The 16808-nt window shown below is 61.5% G+C and carries 21 protein-coding genes, 1 tRNA gene and 1 pseudogene; 12 read left to right on the top strand and 11 right to left on the bottom strand.

Features of this window, described 5'->3' with window-relative positions:
- Position 1: 1 nt before the first annotated feature.
- The 4 genes from SIC17_RS09345 to tsaD are packed head-to-tail and all read right to left on the bottom strand — an operon-like array spanning position 2 to position 2758.
- Positions 2-337 carry a Rieske (2Fe-2S) protein gene (locus SIC17_RS09345; RefSeq protein ID WP_291891207.1) on the bottom strand — a complete coding sequence of 112 codons (336 nt, stop codon included), beginning with the start codon at positions 335-337 and terminating at the stop codon, positions 2-4.
- Complete coding sequence (locus tag SIC17_RS09340; RefSeq protein WP_291891205.1) at positions 334-630, bottom strand: YciI family protein; 297 nt, start codon at positions 628-630, stop codon at positions 334-336. Before SIC17_RS09340 ends, SIC17_RS09345 begins: the two co-directional genes overlap by 4 nt.
- On the bottom strand, positions 630-1631 hold the full coding sequence (locus tag SIC17_RS09335) for an NAD(P)H-dependent glycerol-3-phosphate dehydrogenase (protein WP_412545183.1): 1002 nt from the start codon (positions 1629-1631) through the stop codon (positions 630-632). Before SIC17_RS09335 ends, SIC17_RS09340 begins: the two co-directional genes overlap by 1 nt.
- On the bottom strand, positions 1628-2758 hold the full coding sequence (gene tsaD, locus SIC17_RS09330; protein WP_412545182.1) for a tRNA (adenosine(37)-N6)-threonylcarbamoyltransferase complex transferase subunit TsaD: 1131 nt from the start codon (positions 2756-2758) through the stop codon (positions 1628-1630). Before tsaD ends, SIC17_RS09335 begins: the two co-directional genes overlap by 4 nt.
- A gap of 37 nt (positions 2759-2795) precedes the next feature.
- Here tsaD and hemC point away from each other — a divergent pair, with 37 nt between their 5' ends.
- From hemC to SIC17_RS09275, 11 genes and pseudogenes are all read left to right on the top strand, one after another.
- Positions 2796-3761, top strand: coding sequence for a hydroxymethylbilane synthase (gene hemC, locus SIC17_RS09325; RefSeq protein ID WP_412545181.1), 966 nt, complete (start codon positions 2796-2798; stop codon positions 3759-3761).
- Positions 3758-3928: pseudogene (locus tag SIC17_RS09320) on the top strand (uroporphyrinogen-III synthase); the annotation flags it as partial. The gene hemC and the pseudogene SIC17_RS09320, both read left to right, overlap by 4 nt.
- A 52-nt stretch (positions 3929-3980) precedes the next feature.
- Positions 3981-4496, top strand: coding sequence for a uroporphyrinogen-III synthase (locus SIC17_RS09315; RefSeq protein ID WP_412545180.1), 516 nt, complete (start codon positions 3981-3983; stop codon positions 4494-4496).
- Between the two features lie 34 nt (positions 4497-4530).
- On the top strand, positions 4531-5841 hold the full coding sequence (locus SIC17_RS09310; protein ID WP_412545179.1) for a COG4223 family protein: 1311 nt from the start codon (positions 4531-4533) through the stop codon (positions 5839-5841).
- Positions 5838-7322 (top strand): heme biosynthesis protein HemY, encoded by a 1485-nt coding sequence (locus SIC17_RS09305; protein ID WP_412545178.1) that lies wholly within the window; start codon positions 5838-5840, stop codon positions 7320-7322. The genes SIC17_RS09310 and SIC17_RS09305 overlap by 4 nt, the downstream gene beginning before the upstream one ends.
- On the top strand, positions 7319-7933 hold the full coding sequence (gene udk / locus SIC17_RS09300) for a uridine kinase (RefSeq protein ID WP_291891190.1): 615 nt from the start codon (positions 7319-7321) through the stop codon (positions 7931-7933). Before SIC17_RS09305 ends, udk begins: the two co-directional genes overlap by 4 nt.
- Before the next feature lie 77 nt (positions 7934-8010).
- Complete coding sequence (locus SIC17_RS09295; RefSeq protein ID WP_412545177.1) at positions 8011-8154, top strand: hypothetical protein; 144 nt, start codon at positions 8011-8013, stop codon at positions 8152-8154.
- A gap of 30 nt (positions 8155-8184) precedes the next feature.
- On the top strand, positions 8185-8769 hold the full coding sequence (locus SIC17_RS09290) for a histidine kinase (protein ID WP_412545176.1): 585 nt from the start codon (positions 8185-8187) through the stop codon (positions 8767-8769).
- A gap of 75 nt (positions 8770-8844) precedes the next feature.
- Positions 8845-9111 (top strand): hypothetical protein, encoded by a 267-nt coding sequence (locus SIC17_RS09285; RefSeq protein WP_412545175.1) that lies wholly within the window; start codon positions 8845-8847, stop codon positions 9109-9111.
- The gene (locus tag SIC17_RS09280) at positions 9108-9851 is read left to right on the top strand and encodes a LytR/AlgR family response regulator transcription factor (protein ID WP_412545174.1); all 744 of its coding nucleotides are present in this window, start codon (positions 9108-9110) and stop codon (positions 9849-9851) included. The genes SIC17_RS09285 and SIC17_RS09280 overlap by 4 nt, the downstream gene beginning before the upstream one ends.
- 81 nt (positions 9852-9932) lie before the next feature.
- Positions 9933-10008 (top strand) — tRNA-Thr (locus SIC17_RS09275).
- 153 nt (positions 10009-10161) lie between these two features.
- On the opposite strand, the gene SIC17_RS09270 is transcribed toward SIC17_RS09275, so the two are convergent.
- Entirely contained in the window at positions 10162-10890 is a 729-nt protein-coding gene (locus SIC17_RS09270) for a hypothetical protein (protein WP_412545173.1), read from the bottom strand.
- 158 nt (positions 10891-11048) lie between these two features.
- Between SIC17_RS09270 and yghU the strand changes: the two genes are divergently transcribed.
- Positions 11049-11888, top strand: a complete 840-nt coding sequence (gene yghU, locus SIC17_RS09265) for a glutathione-dependent disulfide-bond oxidoreductase (protein ID WP_412545172.1) — start codon at positions 11049-11051, stop codon at positions 11886-11888.
- 87 nt (positions 11889-11975) lie between these two features.
- On the opposite strand, the gene SIC17_RS09260 is transcribed toward yghU, so the two are convergent.
- The 6 genes from SIC17_RS09260 to SIC17_RS09235 form a co-directional block, all read right to left on the bottom strand.
- Positions 11976-13781: an LVIVD repeat-containing protein gene (locus SIC17_RS09260; RefSeq protein ID WP_412545171.1), complete on the bottom strand. Its 1806-nt coding sequence runs from the start codon at positions 13779-13781 to the stop codon at positions 11976-11978.
- A gap of 9 nt (positions 13782-13790) precedes the next feature.
- Entirely contained in the window at positions 13791-14471 is a 681-nt protein-coding gene (locus tag SIC17_RS09255) for a DUF305 domain-containing protein (RefSeq protein WP_412545170.1), read from the bottom strand.
- A gap of 123 nt (positions 14472-14594) precedes the next feature.
- Positions 14595-15074, bottom strand: a complete 480-nt coding sequence (gene bfr / locus SIC17_RS09250) for a bacterioferritin (RefSeq protein ID WP_291891173.1) — start codon at positions 15072-15074, stop codon at positions 14595-14597.
- Positions 15075-15163: 89 nt separating this feature from the next.
- The gene (locus SIC17_RS09245; protein ID WP_366940027.1) at positions 15164-15358 is read right to left on the bottom strand and encodes a bacterioferritin-associated ferredoxin; all 195 of its coding nucleotides are present in this window, start codon (positions 15356-15358) and stop codon (positions 15164-15166) included.
- 86 nt (positions 15359-15444) lie between these two features.
- A complete protein-coding gene (locus tag SIC17_RS09240; RefSeq protein WP_291891171.1) occupies positions 15445-16236 on the bottom strand; it encodes a TIGR00266 family protein in 792 nt (263 codons plus the stop codon).
- Positions 16237-16305: 69 nt separating this feature from the next.
- Positions 16306-16671: a response regulator gene (locus tag SIC17_RS09235; RefSeq protein ID WP_412545169.1), complete on the bottom strand. Its 366-nt coding sequence runs from the start codon at positions 16669-16671 to the stop codon at positions 16306-16308.
- Positions 16672-16808: the final 137 nt, after the last annotated feature.

Raw genomic sequence — 16808 nt, 5'->3', positions numbered from 1 at the left:
GCTAGCGTACGACTATCTCGCCATTGACGACATCAACGGGCACAGCAGTCAATTCATCGCCGGCGGCCGGACCACCTGTGCAGGCTCCGGACTTCACATCGAAACTAGCGCCATGCACGGGGCAGACGATATTCTGTCCCTGGTGAACAAGAACCCGCCCGTTCGGCATGCCCAGCGGAAGGCCCGCATGCGGGCAGAGATTTCGCCAGGCGAAAGCTTCTTCCCCGGAGCGCACAACGAATGTGCCGCCCGGTCCGCCATGCATGACCTGGCCCTTGCCGTCTTCCAGCTCGTCAAGACGTCCGAGAACCGTTCCCGGCGCCGGCGCCGAACTCACAGCGGTACGCCTTCCGGCGGATTGATCACCCAGCGGAAGGGTGCCGCCTCAACGCTCTCGAACACGCCTGCAAGCGCATAGGGGTCATTGGCCAGCCAGGTATCCAGCTCGGCGCGATCCGCCATTTCCACGATCAGCAAAGACCCAGCAGGCTTGTCCGACCCATCCAGCCAGGGGCCTGCGGCTTTCACGCTCTCACCCGCATCACGCAGCCATTGCAAATGGGCTTCACGATTGGCCATGCGCAGATCCAGCGCATTTTCACGGTCACGGGTGTGAACAATGAACAACATCAGGCGGTCTCCAGGGTGAAGGGACGGGCCAGCAGGGCCTCGATAGCCTCCTCGACGCTGACATCGCCCTTGAGAATGGTGTCGACAGCTTCACAGATCGGCATTTCGATACCGTGACGTTTTGCCAGTGCCACAACGGCCGGTGCACTGGCCACACCTTCGGTAACAGCCTTGCGCGATGAGAGAATATCATCGAGATGCATGCCGCGCCCCAGCGCCAATCCGCAAGACATGTTGCGTGATTGCGGCGAGGAACAGGTCAGCACCAGATCGCCCAGACCACACAGGCCGGACAGGGTCTCGCGCTGCGCTCCGAGCGCCAGGGCGAGACGTGTCATCTCGGCGAACCCGCGAGAGATGAGGGCCGCGTGAGCCGACTTGCCCAGGCCACGTCCCTCGGAAATACCGCAAGCAATCGCCAGCACATTCTTGACCGCGCCACCAATCTCCGCGCCGACAAGGTCATTGGCCAGATAGGGACGGAAACGGGTCGTTCCCAGCGCCTCGACCAGGTCGGCACCGATCGCCTCGTCCGCGCAGGCCAGGGTCACCGCGGTCGGCAGGCCCTTGGCCGTGTCGATGGCGAAACTCGGACCGGACAGTACGGCCGGCACTGCGCCCGGAATGGTCTCGGAGAGCACATCGGTCATCATCGACAGGCTGGATTGCTCGATACCCTTGGCGCAGAGCGCGATCGGGACGCCGGGCTGGGCATAGGGCAGGAAGCTCTCCAGAACGCGGCGCAAATGCTGTGCGGGGGCAACGGCCAGGATGGCGTCGCAGGCGTCCAGCTCCGACATCGCCGTCGTGGCCATGATGGATTTTTCCAGCGCCACATCCGGCAGGTAGATCGTGTTCTCGTGTTTGTTGTTGATCGCGTCGGCAACGTCCTGTTCGAAAGACCAGAGGGTCACTGATCGTCCGGCCGAAGCAGCGGTCTGGGCCAGGGCCGTGCCCCAGGCGCCGGCGCCGATCACACCGATAGACTGATAATTGCTCATGCCTTGGGTCCTTTTCGTCCGGATCCGATCACGGGTGCCAGCTTGGCCGAGCTTTCGTCCAATGGCCAGCGTGCGCGTGCGGGCGCGTTCAGCTCATCCACATCTCCGACAGCGAGATGCTCCAGCCCGGCCAGGGCAATCATGGCTGCATTGTCCGTGCACCAGCGCATCGGCGGCGCCTTGAGTTCAAAGCCGTGATCCGCAGCCGCCTGGTCCAGCGTTGACCGCACCGTCTTGTTGGCCGCCACGCCGCCGGCAACGATAAAAGCGGGAGCCTGCTCGTCCTGAAAACGCTCGCGGAACATGGCCATGGCGCGTGCGGACCGGCTGGCCAGGGATCTTGCGATGGCCTGCTGCACACAGGCCGCAAGGTCAGCCTTGTCCTGCTCGGACGGCGCTTCGAGTCCGTCCCAGATCTGTCGTGCGGCGGTTTTCAAACCGGCAAAGGAGAAGTCACAGCCCGGCTTGCCCTTTAGCGGCGTGGGCAGCGCGAAACGCGTTGCATCACCGGTGACGGCACTACGCTCCAGAGCGGGTCCGCCGGGAAAACCCAGCCCCATCACCTTGGCTGTCTTGTCGAAGGCTTCACCCGCCGCATCGTCCAGCGTGGACCCGAGACGGCTGTACTTCCCGATCCCCTCGGCGATCAGCAATTGTGTGTGTCCGCCAGAGACCAGCAAGAGCAGGTAGGGAAACGTCACATCTTCCGAGAGACGCGGCGAAAGCGCGTGGCCTTCAAGATGATTGACCGCGATTAACGGCTTGCCGGATCCCAGTGCCAACCCCTTGGCTGTCATCAAGGCCGCCATCACACCACCGATCAGTCCCGGCCCCGCTGTCGCGGCAATGCCGTCAATCTCGTCCAGGGTCAGACCGGCTTCCTTCAGCGCGGCAGCAACCAGACCGTCCATCGCCTCGGCATGGGCCCGCGCGGCAATCTCCGGAACCACGCCGCCATAGGGCGCATGCGCCTCCATCTGACCGAGCACGAGATCGGCCAGAACCTCCGTCTCGCCCGAGGCGGATCGACGCAGGATAGCCGCTGCAGTCTCGTCACAGCTGGATTCCATTCCGAGAACGGTGAGCGCGCGCGCTTGCGCTTCGGGTGAAGTGGGGGATAAGTCCATAATCTGTTCGATAACCTCCTGACCGGAAAGCTGCAACGTGTCTGCACTGTCCTCCCCCCTGCCGATCGCAACCCGCAAATCCCCGCTCGCCCTCGCTCAGGCCCTGGAAGTCCAGGCCTTGCTGGCAGCAGCCCATGGGATCGCAGAGGTCGACAAGGAGGCGGCCTTCCCGATCCTCGGCCTCGTTTCCACTGGCGACAAGATCCAAGATCGCACCCTGCTTGAAGCCGGCGGCAAGGGACTGTTCACCAAGGAAATCGACGAAGCCCAGCTGGAGGGCCGCGCTGCCTTTGCCGTTCACTCGATGAAGGACGTGCCCACGACCCTGCCTGCGGGTCTGGAACTGGGAGCGATCCTGGAACGCGAGGATCCACGCGATGTGCTGATTTCTTCGGGCGGCGAGACCCGGCTGGAAGATCTGCCGGAAGGATGTGTCTTCGGCACCGCCAGCCTGCGACGCCAGTCGCAATTGCTGAACCTGCGCCCGGACATCAAGGTCATCCCCCTGCGCGGCAATGTCGGTACACGCCTTTCCAAACTGGCCGCAGGCGAGGCCCACGCGACCTTCCTGGCCAAGGCCGGTCTCAATCGGTTGGGCCACCAGTTGGAAAACGCCTCTCCGATTGATCCTTCCACAATGCTGCCGGCGGCAGCCCAGGGCGCTGTCGGCGTCACCATCCGCAGCGGTGACGATAACGCCCGCGCCTTGCTGGAACCGCTGCACCACGCACCCACAGCACTCGCCATCACGGCCGAGCGCGGCTTCCTGGCAGAGCTGGACGGCTCCTGTCGCACACCGATTGCCGCCCACGTTAATAAGGTATCAATGGACTTCACCGCGGAAGTTTTGACTCCTGACGGTCAGATGAAGTGGCGTGAGTCGAGATCCGTGGACATGTCGGGATTGTCTTTGTCAGACGCCGATCAGCTTGGTCGGGAACTGGGATCGATCGTAAAATCAGCAGCAGGCGAGCACCTTTCCAGGGTGTTCCTCACCACATGACGGTGATCGTCACCCGAGGCTGGCCGGGCGCGGAACAGACTGCGACCGGACTGCGAGCCATGGGCATCGATCCGATCATCTGTCCTGTGCTGGACGTGAATTTCCGCGCCACGATTGATGTCGACCTGAGCGACGTGCAGGCCCTGGCTTTCACCAGCGCCAATGGCGTTCGCGCCTGGGGGCCACGCCGCCCCGAGCGCGACATACCGGTTTTTTTGCGTGGGCAACAGCACCGCCCGTGTCGCCCGGGATATCGGCTTTACCAAGGTCTATTCGGCCAATGGCGATGTGAAGAAACTGGGCGCGCTCCTCAAGCGCAAGCTCAAGCCGAAAAAGGGCTCCATCCTGCATATGCGCGGCATTCATGCCGCTGGCAATCTGGCCGGTGACCTGCGCGAGGCCGGTTTCACCGCTCGCGAGTCCATTGGCTATGGCACTGTACCCGTCGATGCGCTGAGCGAAGAGGCGATCGCCGCCATCGTCTCCGGCTCTCCTGTCCAGGTGCTGGTACATTCCGGTCGTGGCGCCAAGGCCTTCCTCGACCTGGCCCGCCGCTTCGGCCTGCACCACTGGCTGGGCACGGTCAGCGTCTATGGCATGTCCCGAAATGCGCTGAAACCGCTGGAAAACGCCGGTTTCGCCGACCTCATCCCGGCTTCCAGTCCCACAGAAGAGGATTTGTTAGAGACCCTGCGACAACCCATGGATCTGGCATCCCTGAGCAACGCGTCCTAGGGTATTCGGGTCTCAACCCGAATCACGGCCCGTCATGTCCGACTCCAGTATCGATCCGGAACCGCTCGACGCAGAGTTCGAGCCCGCTGACAGCTCCGAGGAATTGCCGCCTGATATCCAGGCCGCATCCCGCATGGGCGCCAGCCTCATCACCTTTGCCCTCGCCAGTCTGACCGGTGGTGCGCTGGGCTTTGCCGCGGTGCAGTTCTTCCCGGGCCAGGGCGACAGCACCGATCCCGGGGCCAGCGAGCGCGCCACGATGACCCAGTCCATGACCGGACTGGAAACTCGCCTGGCCGCGATGGAAGCAGAAGACCCGGCCGCTGACGCGCGCACCGCTGCGCAGTCGGCAGTCGCTTCGCTGGAAAACCGCATCAGCGAGCTGGAAGCCCGCCCGCAAGCAACGGGCGATGGAAACACGGCCGATCTCTCCGGCATCGAAAGCCGCCTGACCTCACTGGAAGCCCGTCCGGTCCCGACCGGAGATGGCGAAGTCGCTGCCTTCGACCCGTCCGGCCTGATCGCCCGCATCGAGGCCCTGGAAGCCGGACAGGCAGAGCTGGGTCAATCAACACAAACCGCGCTGGACCAGGCGAATCTCGCCAGCCAGGCGGCGATCGATCCGTCACTTCTGCAAAACCTGGCCAACCGCATCACAGCGCTGGAAAACGCGCCGGCCGCACAGCCAGCAACTGATCACACGGCACAGATCCAGGCCCTCAACAACCGTATCGCTGCCCTGGAAACCGAGCTGGCGGACGCACGCTCAGCAGTCGCCGCCGCCCAGACCACCGCCGACGGCGCCCTGGCCGCCGCGGAACGGGAGCCGGAGGTCGACACAGAGGCCGAACGCATTCTCGCCGCACGCGCGATCGCCCTAACAGCCCTCCGGGATGCCGCAGCCACCGGGGGGGCGTTCGAGGCCGAGCGCGCGGCCATTGCCCGCCTTTGGCGCGGCAATACCGATTTGGCCGCGCTGGCAAGTTACTCTCGTGCCGGCGCACCGACACTCGATGACCTGCGCACGACCTACCCAGGCCAAGAGATCCGTGCCGCAGCTGGCAGCGGCCAGCGGCTTTGGGGCTTGCTCCAGGTTCAGCGTGTTGATGCAGACAGCGCGGACCGCGATCCGCTGGCGGTGACATCACTAGCCGAGGCCGCTCTCAATGACCGCGAGTTGGCCGATGCTGTCACGCTGACCGAACAACTCGAAGGTGACGCTCTTGAAGCTGCCCGGGAATGGCTGTTGGGTGCACGCGCCCGTCTTGAAACTGATGCCCGTCTGGAAACGGTTCGCCAGAACCTAGCCGAGACCGCCGCGGAACTGGGGACTGATCCGTCATGATACGACTGATACTTGCTGTCGCTGCCGCCATCCTCGCCGCCGCTGCCGGCGCGTTTTTCGCGCTCAATCCGGGCACTGCGACTTTCGAATTCCTAGGTTGGCGTGCCGAGCTGCCCTTTGTGGTCGCCGCTGGCGGACTGATCCTGTTTGCCTTCCTGTTCCTTGTCCTCTGGTGGGGCATCTATCTAGCCTGGACATCGCCTGACAAAATGAAAGCCTTCCTCTCCCGTCGTCGGCGCGAGCAGGGCTATGACGCGCTTGAAAAAGCCCTCATCGCCTCCGCAGCCGGGGATGGCGAAGCCGCCGTGCGTCAGGCCGCGCGCGCTGACGCACTGCTCGAACGTCCGGCCCTGTCGCGCCTCCTGGCCGCGCGTGCCGCTGAGGCTGCCGGCAATCTGGAAGGCGCTGAAGCCCACTACGAAGCCCTGCTGGAAGACAAGCGCACCCAGGTCGTCGCCCATCGCGGCCTGGCCCAGCTGGCGCATGAACGCGGTGACCAGCAGACGACCGAGGAACATGCCAAGGACGCCTTCGCCAAGGCCAAGGGCGCACGCTGGGCCTTCGAGGCCCTGCTGGACAGCCAGATTGCCCAGGGGCGCTGGGAGGCAGCGCTGGACACGCTGAATGAAGGCGAACGCCGCAAGCAATTGCCGCTGGACCAGATCCAGCGCCGGCGCGCCGTCATCATGACTGCTGCCGCCATGAGCCTGGAAGAGGAACAAGCTGACCGCGCGCGCGACCTCGCCGAGGCGGCCACGAAGGCAGCGCCCGGTTTCGCACCGGCCGCAACGCTGGCCTCCCGGCTCCTCGCCCAGAGCCGTCGACACAAGAAGGCCTCTGACGTTCTCGAAACAGCCTGGCAGGCCGCCCCCCACCCGGTCCTGGCCCGCTCCTACAAGGATTTGCGCAAGTCCGACACGCCGACCAAACGCCTGGAACGCCTGAAGGCTCTGGTCGAGCTGGCGCCGGAACACCGCGAAAGCCAGCTGCTGAAGGCCCAGATCGCGCTGGATGAAGGCGAGAGCGCTGTCGCCGAGCGCATTCTCCTGCCGCTGCTGGAAGAGACCACGCCCAGCGCCCGCGTCTGTGCCATGGTCGCCCGGCTTTACCGCCTGCAGGACCGCGACGAGGATGCCCGCCGCTGGATGACCCGTGCCGCCAATGCCTCGGTGGAAGCCGACTGGACGGATATGGACGAGGAAGGCCGCCCCTTCCCCTACACGTCCGACGACTGGAAGCGCATGGTCTATGTCTATGGCGATGAAGCTCGCCTGATCCATCCGCGCCACGAACGTTATGAAGGCGCGGCCGACGCGGTTCCGGAAACCGCGCTGCTGGAAGCTCCGCGCCCGAAACCGGTCACAGGTGGTGTCACACCAGGCACGGGGACGGCGTTCTACGACGCCCCGCGCCAGCCCGATGATCCGGGTGTGGGCGAGGCTGAGAGCGAAGGTCCTGATGATGAGGGCCGAGCCGCATGAGCCGCCTGTTGATTGCGATCACCGGCGGGTCGGCCTCCGGTAAGTCCCGCCTGTCCACCGCGCTGGCTGAACATTTCAACCAGCACGACGCCCAGATCCTCGCCGAGGATGATTATTATATCGACGCTGGCGACATTCCCGGCTTTGACGAACGCGCGTTCAATTTCGACGAACCGGCGGCCAAGGATCACGGCCTGCTGGCCGCACATCTGGGCGCGCTGAAACAGGGCGCGTCTGTCGATATCCCGCAATACGACTTTGCCACCCATCGCCGTCGTCCGCAGAACCAGACCTTTGCACCGGGCCGCATCCTGATCGTCGAAGGCATGCACATCCTGGCGAGCGACCAGCTGCGCAGCCGGTTCGATTTCTCGGTCTATGTCTCCGCAGGCGATGACATTCGCCTGGACCGCCGCATCACCCGTGATGTAGCCGAACGCTCGCGCACCGAGGAGTTCGCACGCTTCCAGTTCGAAACACATGTCCGCCCCATGCACGACCTGCATGTCGAACCGCAAAAACCCCATGCAGACATGGTCATCCGCAATACGGGCGAGCTGAGTTTCGGTGAAATGGTCGACATGGTCTGCGCGCGACTGCCAGCGCTCTGACAGCCTTCCGGATCAGTGGTTGATTTGCCGGGATGAACGGTGCTGACAGGCCGGTCGATCAGGTGTCTAATCGCATCATGCGTGCTCAGACCCAAATGGCGCCAGCCACCCGCCCATCCCTGATCGGTCACCTGTCCCGGATCCCCAACCGGGTCTGGGTTTCCATTCTTGTTGTCATGCTGATTGGCCTGGGCGAACCGCTCTACGCCAAGGCGCGTTAAGCGGCGCGGGAAGACCTCGACTTCATCACCGTGACCCTGGCCGGATGGGGCGAGGTGATGATGGGCTTCTATTTTGCCGTCATGATCGTCGCCATGCAGGAGAGCTGGCGCGCCTTCTGGCTGAAACGCTGGCCGTATGGAACCCATGACGCCACTCGCCAGATCGTGATCTTTGCCGGCTCGGTCGTGTACGGCGCGCTTGGCTCGGCCGCCTTCGTCGCCTTCTTCGGCCTTGTGGTTTATAATTTCGGCTTCAACCTGTCCTTTGCCATCGACCAGACCTTTACCGCCATCCTGATCCCGATCGCGATCTCGGGCATTTCGGAGAGTTTCGGTTTCCGCTCGGCCTATACCGACGAGCGGCTTGCCCGCGAAGAAGCCGGACGCGCTGCCGCGGAAGCGCGTTATGACGCCCTGAAAAACCGTCTCGCCCCGCACTTCCTCTTCAACAGCCTGGGCGCCCTCGCCCAGACCGCAGTGGAACGGCCGCAAGCGGTGGAGCGCTTTGTCCGCTCCCTTTCGGATATCTATCGTTATGTCCTGCAGACCGAAGGCCGGGAGCGCGCCAGCCTGAAAGAGGACTGGAAAGCGGCGTCTGCCTTCCTCAAGGTCTAGGCCCAGCGCCGACCGGACACGTTCAATCTGAGCGTCGAGATTGCTGACGAGGTAATGGATCGCGAACTCATTCCCATGAGCCTTCTCACCCTGGTCGAGAACGCGCTCAAACATAATGTCGCGACCCGCAATGCGCCGCTGGACATCCGTATCAGCGCCGATGAAAGCGGTATCACCATCACTAACCCGGTGAGACCTGTATTGAGCGTGGAATCAAGCGGGATCGGGCTGAGCAATCTCAGCTCCCGGTTCGGGCTCGCCGGTGCCGGCACGGTCGTTGTGAGCAACACGGATGACGTGTTCACCGTGACCCTGCCCTGGCTGCCGGAGCGCGCCGCATGAATATCCTCATCGTCGAGGACGAATACCCCGCTGCCGAACGCCTGATGAGACGCCTGCAAAACGTGCGACCGGATCACACCGTACTGGGCGTGGTCGAAGGCGTCGCCGAGGCCGATGCCTGGTTTCGCGACAATCCTCCGCCTGACCTCGTGTTTTTCGACATCCGCCTTGCCGATGGCACCTGTTTCGACCTGTTTGAAATCCGCGAGATTCCCTGCCCGGCAATTTTCTGCACGGCGCATGACGAATACGCGCTCGAAGCCTTCCGTTCCAACGGCATCGCCTATCTGCTCAAACCCGTCGACGAGACCGATCTCGCCGCAGCTTTCGACAAGCTCGACCGCCTGCGCGGTCCCTCCGCAGAGGAACAGAAACAGGCCGTCCGCAAGGCCGGGCTGGGTGATAGCTACAAGACACGCCTGCTGATCTCGACCGGCAATCGCCTGCGTCCCGTTCCGATCAGGGAAATCGCCTGTTTCCAGGCCCGCGACAAGGGCGTCCTTGCGCATCTCAATTCCGGTGAGAGCTATTTTGTCGACTTCACCCTCAACGAGCTGGAAGACGCGCTCAACCCCCAGGATTTTTTCCGCATCAGCCGCGCTCTCCTGCCCAATATCGCCGCCATCGACCAGGCCGACCGCAGCGGCGGCCACTGGCAGGTCCGCCTGAAAACCCTCGACGGAGAACACACTGTGAGCCGCCAGCGCGTCAGCGATTTCAAGCGCTGGTTCTCACGCTGAACTAGGACTTGCGAAATCACGCTTTCACGGTTAGTTTCCGCCGCCTCGCGACCGGAAACGTGCGCGAGACATGGGTGGTAGGCCGCTTTAGCTCAGCTGGTAGAGCAACGCATTCGTAATGCGTAGGTCGCGTGTTCAAGTCACGCAAGCGGCACCATTCTTCTTTCCTTGCTCCCGCTGCGCCCGAACCCGAGTTTGAACCTGTCGCCGGTGTTGGGTTCGCGCTCACATGAAGCGCGCTCAGGGCTGTTGGCGAGGCGTATTGGGCGGATAGCGGCCTTGCTCCCGATACGCCCGAACCGGACCCGTCTTAGGTCGGGGCCAGGCCGTATTTCATGCTGATCAGGATTATGCTCGTGACCTGCGTGATCGTGTGCATGATGACGTTGAGCAGCAATACGACTGCCGCGATCAGGGCGGAGCGCACCAGCCGACTCGTGGGACCGGATCCGGCCCTGGCTCCACGGTGAACGGTTAAAGCGTCGACCAGGAAGGCGATCAACCCGACCATGGCACCGAAGATAATCGCCCATTCGGCTGGCATGCCGACAAGCTTTGCCCCGGGCATGATAATCAACATCAGCGAGGCACTCGGCACCATCATCGCGAAACCATAACGCACCCGCAGACTAAAAGTCGTTTCGCCTCCCCACAGATTGAACAAGGGCAGGATCAACAGGAAGGTGAGCAATTGAACGATCGGGAAGGCGGTGAAGATCCAAACGGTGGCCTCCTCGCCGAGAGCCTGGAAGGTCAGTTCGGGAGGCAAGGCCAGCCCGGCATCCTGAAACCCGTCGGCATACGCCAGAACGATTGGGGAATCAGCGCTGAGTGAAATCACCTGCAACAGGGATGACAGGGCGATCAGCGACAACCAGAGACGCACTGACGGTGTGTACTGGTCCTGCCAGTCTGTCTGCTCGGCGGCTTCGAAGTAACGCGCAGGTTGTGCCCACAGTGCCGCGATCGACCGAAGGCCACGAATGTTCAGGCTGAACAAGTCCCCGGCCAGATCATCAAAGTCGACGCTTTTGCTCATTTCGCTCGCCCCCTCCCCGGATGCGTTCTCCGAGTGGTAAGCCATGCCGTCACTTTGGTCCATCAACACACCATCGTGATCCTCGGCAAATCAGCCTAGAGAGTTGAACCGGGCTCGCGCCTTCCTAGGTATGGCGTCGAAAGCAATGGGGATCTGTCGTGAACGATACCACCTATACACCGCCGAAAGTCTGGACCTGGGACGCTGAGAGCGGTGGCAATTTTGCCAATATCAACCGCCCAATCGCCGGCTCCACGCACGAAAAAGCGTTGCCGGTCGGCGAGCATCCGTTCCAGCTCTACTCGCTGGCCACGCCCAATGGCGTGAAAGTCACCATCCTGTTCGAGGAATTGCTCGAACAGGGCATCACCGAAGCGGAATACGATGCCTGGCTGATCCGGATCACCGAGGGCGACCAGTTCTCCAGTGGTTTTGTCGGCGTCAACCCGAACTCCAAGATCCCGGCCCTGGTCGACCGCTCGGGCGAGACCGAGGTGAACATCTTCGAGTCCGGCTCCATGCTGGTGCACCTGGCCGAGAAATTCGGCAAATTCCTGCCGGCCTCCGGCCCGGAGCGCACGGAAGTCATGAACTGGCTGTTCTGGCAGATGGGGTCCGCGCCTTTTCTCGGCGGCGGATTCGGGCATTTCTATGCCTATGCACCGGAAAAATTCGAGTATCCGATCAACCGCTACGCCATGGAAGTCAAACGCCAGCTCGATGTGCTCGACCGCACCCTGGCGAACCGGAAATTCATCGCGGGTGACGAATACTCCATCGCCGACATGGCCATCTGGCCCTGGTATGGCGCCCTGGTGCGCGGCGTGCTCTACAGCGCTGCCGAATTCCTCTCGGTCGACGAATACAAGAACGTCAAACGATGGGCCGACGAGATCGCGGCACGTCCGGCCGTCAAGCGCGGTATCCGGGTCAACAAGTCCTGGGGCGATGAGGACACGCAAATGCACGAACGACACAGCGCCGCTGATTTCGACTAGCAGCGCATTCGGAACCAGGCGCAGTTCACAAATTAGAAAGGCCGGACAGCAGGAGCTGCCCGGCCTTTTAACCTCTGAGGAACGCTCTTAGCCGAACCACTCCATCAGCGCGCGGAAACGGCTTGCATCGGCGCCTTCGGCACCTTCCGCAGCCGCCGACAGCGAGCTCAACAGATCATCGCCAGCAGAGCCGGCATTGACGGCGCTGCGCACGGTATCGGCCATGGCATCAGTCATGGCACCGGAACGGGTCAGCTGGTCGACATAGGCAAGCGCCACAACCGGTTCGTCAGGCCATTCGAAACGCATCTGTGTCTGCGTATTGGCTTCGTCGAAACGGATGAGATTGGCCGCGGCCAGCTCGTTCTCGGAGATGTATTCACTCGGCAGGAGACGGAAGATGTCCAGGCCGCGCACGATCTCCGGCGCATAGACCAGCCCATTGTGCCAGTAGGCTGCCCAGTTGCCGCCCAGGAAGAGCTGTTCAGAATCCAGCGGACCTCGATCGAAGAAGGCGATCTCGAACGGGTTGTTGCTGTCGGTGAAATCAATCACCGAGATACCGCCTGAATACCAGCCCTGGACGATGATATCGCGTCCAGGGACCGGAACCAGGGAACCATTGTGGGCGACACAGTTCTCGACCGCGGACTGGGTGTTCGGGATCTTGAAGATCGCCCGCCCTTCCAGACCGTTTTCGGTGATGTCGGCGATGATATTGGCGCCCCAGGTTTCCGGGTCCTCGGCACGGCAACGTGCACCGAGACCGCCGCCCCACTCGTCGGTGAAGAGGATCTTGTTGGCGTCGTTGTTGAAGATCGCCGCATGCCAATAGGCCATGTTCGGATCGGACATCTCGCTGATACGCGCCGGATTGGCCGGATCGGAAATGTCGAGCAGGATGCCGTTGCCGCTACACGCACCAGCCGCCAGGCCCATTTCCGGGTAGACATTGATGTCGTGACACTGGTTGGTGACCGAGGTCTCCTGGGCTTCCTCTTCCAGCTGGCCACCCCGCCACAGGCCGGCAATCTCGCCGGTTTCGTGATCGGCAAAGATGCGCGGACGATTGACGATGGCCGCGTCTTCCGGCGTTGCCAGCGGGACACGGATCACGTCGATGGAGTAAAGCGCGGTATCCGGATTCTGCTCCGGCTCACCGCCCGAACACATTTCCAGTTCGCTGGACGGACGCACGGACGAGGTTCCGGAGTTGTAGATATAGATCACGCTCGGATCATTGAGATCGGGCACAACAGTATGCGTATGCGAACCGCGGCACGTCTGGACGGCAGCGACCTGGCGCACATTGTTCATGTCGGAAATGTCAAAGATCTGCACGCCGCGGAAACGCTCCGCACTGCTTTCACCCTCGACACCACCGGAACCACAATCAAGGCGGCCACGATTGTCCTCGACAGAACGGAAGACCAGGTTTCCGTGCACACTCACATCGCCCTGGCCACCCGGGCAGACAACAGACAGGACATGCTCAACCGAGCTGTCATCCTGCGTCTCGAAAACGTTGAAACCATGCCAGTTGCCCATGATCACACGATCACCGGAGAAGGCCAGGTCGGTATTCGCAAACGAGATCGGGCTCGGCGGACGCTCGACTTCCTCGCCATTCTGCATCGCCTGCATCAGGGCCATTTCAACAGCGGGCGCCCACATCGCATTGTCCGGAGCAAAGGCTTCCGGCGTGCGCTCCGCATGGACGAGCTCAACATTCCAGCTGACTTCCTCGGCGTCATAGAGCCCCGGTGCCAGGCCTTCGCGGCTCGGCGGCGGATTGCTGGCAACTTCACTGCCATCATTGGCTGCAGGCTGGCTGCAGGCCGTGGCCAGCATCGCCAATGCGAGGATGGATATTCCGGTCTTGATCTGGGTCATTGTCTCCCCCTAACCCTGTCGCGCCAGCATGTTCTGCATGCGCAAGATTTCAGTTGATTGGTCAGCGACAACCGCTGACAGGAATTCGGATAATTCCGGGTCTTCACCGGCTCCGGGTTGGCTGAGCAGCTCGTTGACCATGTCGATGGCACCCTGGTGGTGCAGGATCATTCCGGTGAGATAGAGATAGTCGAACTCGGCCCCGCTGGATGCAGCCAGCGCGTCCATCTGCACTGGCGACAGCATGCCAGGCATTATCGGAACATTCGGGTCCATCTGGTGATTCGTGTGGTGACCGTGATGCCCTTGCATCTCGGTGCTTTCGCCTCGCCGCGTTAACCAGGTCCGCATCATCGCGATTTCGGATTCCTGGGTCAGGGCGATGCGTTCCGCCATCAGCCGAACGCCTTCATTACGGCTTCGCCCCTCGACCAACGCTCCCATATCCACAGCCTGGCCATGGTGCACAATCATGTGCTGCATGAACCTCGCGTCTGCCTCAATATAGCTGCTCTGACCGAGTTCCAAGGATTGCTCGCGGGTGAGCGCTCGTGAATTTTCACCGGGAGCGCCCGGTTGGACAATCGGCGCCTGCTGGGCGAATGCGGGTTGGCCCACACTGACCGACAGAGCGGTTGCGGCAAGCATGCCTAGGCCGATCGCGCGGCTTTGAACGAGTTTAATCTGCATCATTCTCCCCAACTGGTATCCGACCCGAGCCAGTCAAGGCGGATAGTCGGGCAGAGCATTGACCAATGCGGAGGAATTGGCAATTCGGAGAATGAGGCTATGCGGAAAGGCCCACCAACTGGATCAGTGTTCGCCCGGCTTCATCTGGGACTGCATGTAGCGCTCCTCGCCAATCTTCTCGATCAGGCCTAGCTGGGTTTCCAGGAAATCGATGTGATCTTCCTCGGAGGCCAGGATGTCCGTGAACAGCTTGCGCGTGACGTAATCACCGGCTTCCTCGCAATAAGCGATAGCTTCCTTGTAGTAGGGATGCGCGCGCTGCTCGATCTTGAGGTCGCATTCCAGGCATTCCTTTACGCTCTCGCCGATGTAGATCTTGGCCAGATCCTGCACGTTCGGCAGGCCCTCGAGAAACAGGATGCGCTCGATCAGCTGATCTGCGTGTTTCATCTCGTCGATGGATTCTTCGTACTCGACCTCGGCGATCTTGGCGAAGCCCCAGTCCTTGAACATACGGGCATGCAGAAAGTACTGGTTTACGGCCGCGAGCTCGAGCTTGAGCGCACCATTGAGGTATTCGATGATCTTGGAATCGCCCTGCATGAACTCTCTCCCTGCTGTCTTAAACAAAAAACTAGGCGAAGTTCGCGGAAAGCCAAGAACAATGTTTGCGCCTGATAAGCGCTTTCAAATCAACGCGCAACTTGAGAATCGTTTGCGCGGATCTCGGTCGAGGAAATCATATCTCTCACATCCGGGAGACAACGACCGCATTGCGGACGCGCGTCCAGCTGCTTGAAGACACAGGCCGCCGAGCTGACACCCGGGTCCTGGGCCGCTTGCTTGAGCTGGCTGTCTTTCAGAGCGTTGCAGATACACACATACATACGGAAGACCGATTTGTTTCGACCCTCCGTATGTGGTGCTAATGCGAGTGATTGTCAACTGCATAAGCTATGAGAATGCAGGGTGGCTAGCTGCCCCGCATGATATCGCCGAGAGGACCGAGCACAGAACCTTCACCCTGACCAGAGCCCGCAACCGGGACATTCGCCAGAATACGACCGGCAAGACGGGAGAACGGCATGGACTGGAGCCAGACTTTGCCAGGCCCTTTGAGATGCGCAAAGAACACGCCCTCGCCGCCGAAGATCATCGACTTGATATTGCCTGCCCGCTCGATCTCGAAATCGACGGAGCTGGTATAGGCCACCACGCAACCAGTATCGACATGAATCTCCTCTCCGGCCGCCAGCTCCTTTTCAACTAGAGTTCCGCCTGCGTGAACGAAGCACCAGCCATCCCCTTCAAGACGCTGCATGATGAAGCCTTCTCCACCAAACAGGCCGGTCATGATGCGTTTTTGGAGCGCGATCCCGACAGACACCCCCTTGGCCGCCGCGAGGAAACTGTCCTTCTGACAGATCAGCTCACCGCCAACATCGGGCAAATGTACCGGGATGATCGTGCCTGGATAGGGGGCCGCGAAGGCCACGTGAGATTTACCCTGCCCCTCATGCGTAAAGATCGTCATGAACAGGCTTTCGCCAGTCAGGATTCGTTTACCCGCGCCAGCGAGTGCGCCAAGGAACCCTTGATGTTTGTTGGAACCATCGCCGAAAATCGCATCCATGGAGATGCTCGGCGACTTGTACATCATCGATCCTGCTTCAGCGATGACACTTTCGTTCGGGTCCAGTTCGATTTCGACGAACTGGATGTCCTCACCGCAAATCTTGTAGTCGACTTCATGGGCAGTATTCATGGCGCTCCTCCGCATGCTTCCGTCAGGTTGCATGCCAGAGCCCGTCTGCCTTGTATAGGCGAATAACGCCTAGATGGTCTGGATATCCGACGCTTCCGCCGCCTCGCGGATGAGATGCGCAAGATGCACCGGGGCTTCACCCTTTTTTTCCGTGCGGAAACTCTCATTCTTGTCCAGGCTGGCGACGTCATCCGGCAGATGAGCCTTGTCCACGGACATGGAGCCGGACAGCACCAGCAAAGGTGTCTCGCCAATACAGTCGCGGGCCGTTTCCAGCGTATCGATCGGATGGACTGAATCAGGAAGGCGGAGATCGAGCAGGACGAGATCAAACTCCTCCTTAGCCAGTTTGAGCTTGGCGTCCTTCAGCGTGCCCGCGACCTCGAATGCGATGTCGAAATCACCCGCTTCACAGACAGCATGTTGAACAAGCATTGCATCAGCAAAGTCGTCTTCTACATGCAACACTCTAAGCGACTGATTGGGCACGATCATTTCCTTCCATCTCATATCATATGAGTGTTGCGTTACCGAACCGTTTACGCCCGATTTACTCTCTACGCAATCAGTAA

Origin of the sequence: Maricaulis sp. MIT060901, assembly GCF_047123815.1 — a bacterium.
In the GTDB taxonomy this organism is placed as follows: Bacteria; Pseudomonadota; Alphaproteobacteria; order Caulobacterales; family Maricaulaceae; genus Maricaulis.
The sequence above is the reverse complement of the archived record's forward strand: the minus strand, read 5'-3'. Positions and strand labels throughout refer to the sequence as shown.

What these genes read in the sequence shown, in the direction of transcription:
- SIC17_RS09340 (WP_291891205.1), bottom strand. Translation starts at nt 630, where the DNA reads ATGTTGTTCATTGTTCACACCCGTGACCGTGAAAATGCGCTGGATCTG.
- SIC17_RS09335 (WP_412545183.1), bottom strand. Translation starts at nt 1,631, where the DNA reads ATGAGCAATTATCAGTCTATCGGTGTGATCGGCGCCGGCGCCTGGGGC.
- tsaD (WP_412545182.1), bottom strand. Translation starts at nt 2,758, where the DNA reads ATGGACTTATCCCCCACTTCACCCGAAGCGCAAGCGCGCGCGCTCACC.
- SIC17_RS09310 (WP_412545179.1), top strand. Translation starts at nt 4,531, where the DNA reads ATGTCCGACTCCAGTATCGATCCGGAACCGCTCGACGCAGAGTTCGAG.
- SIC17_RS09305 (WP_412545178.1), top strand. Translation starts at nt 5,838, where the DNA reads ATGATACGACTGATACTTGCTGTCGCTGCCGCCATCCTCGCCGCCGCT.
- udk (WP_291891190.1), top strand. Translation starts at nt 7,319, where the DNA reads ATGAGCCGCCTGTTGATTGCGATCACCGGCGGGTCGGCCTCCGGTAAG.
- SIC17_RS09295 (WP_412545177.1), top strand. Translation starts at nt 8,011, where the DNA reads ATGCGTGCTCAGACCCAAATGGCGCCAGCCACCCGCCCATCCCTGATC.
- SIC17_RS09285 (WP_412545175.1), top strand. Translation starts at nt 8,845, where the DNA reads ATGAGCCTTCTCACCCTGGTCGAGAACGCGCTCAAACATAATGTCGCG.
- SIC17_RS09280 (WP_412545174.1), top strand. Translation starts at nt 9,108, where the DNA reads ATGAATATCCTCATCGTCGAGGACGAATACCCCGCTGCCGAACGCCTG.
- SIC17_RS09270 (WP_412545173.1), bottom strand. Translation starts at nt 10,890, where the DNA reads ATGAGCAAAAGCGTCGACTTTGATGATCTGGCCGGGGACTTGTTCAGC.
- SIC17_RS09260 (WP_412545171.1), bottom strand. Translation starts at nt 13,781, where the DNA reads ATGACCCAGATCAAGACCGGAATATCCATCCTCGCATTGGCGATGCTG.
- SIC17_RS09255 (WP_412545170.1), bottom strand. Translation starts at nt 14,471, where the DNA reads ATGCAGATTAAACTCGTTCAAAGCCGCGCGATCGGCCTAGGCATGCTT.
- bfr (WP_291891173.1), bottom strand. Translation starts at nt 15,074, where the DNA reads ATGCAGGGCGATTCCAAGATCATCGAATACCTCAATGGTGCGCTCAAG.
- SIC17_RS09245 (WP_366940027.1), bottom strand. Translation starts at nt 15,358, where the DNA reads ATGTATGTGTGTATCTGCAACGCTCTGAAAGACAGCCAGCTCAAGCAA.
- SIC17_RS09240 (WP_291891171.1), bottom strand. Translation starts at nt 16,236, where the DNA reads ATGAATACTGCCCATGAAGTCGACTACAAGATTTGCGGTGAGGACATC.
- SIC17_RS09235 (WP_412545169.1), bottom strand. Translation starts at nt 16,671, where the DNA reads ATGCTTGTTCAACATGCTGTCTGTGAAGCGGGTGATTTCGACATCGCA.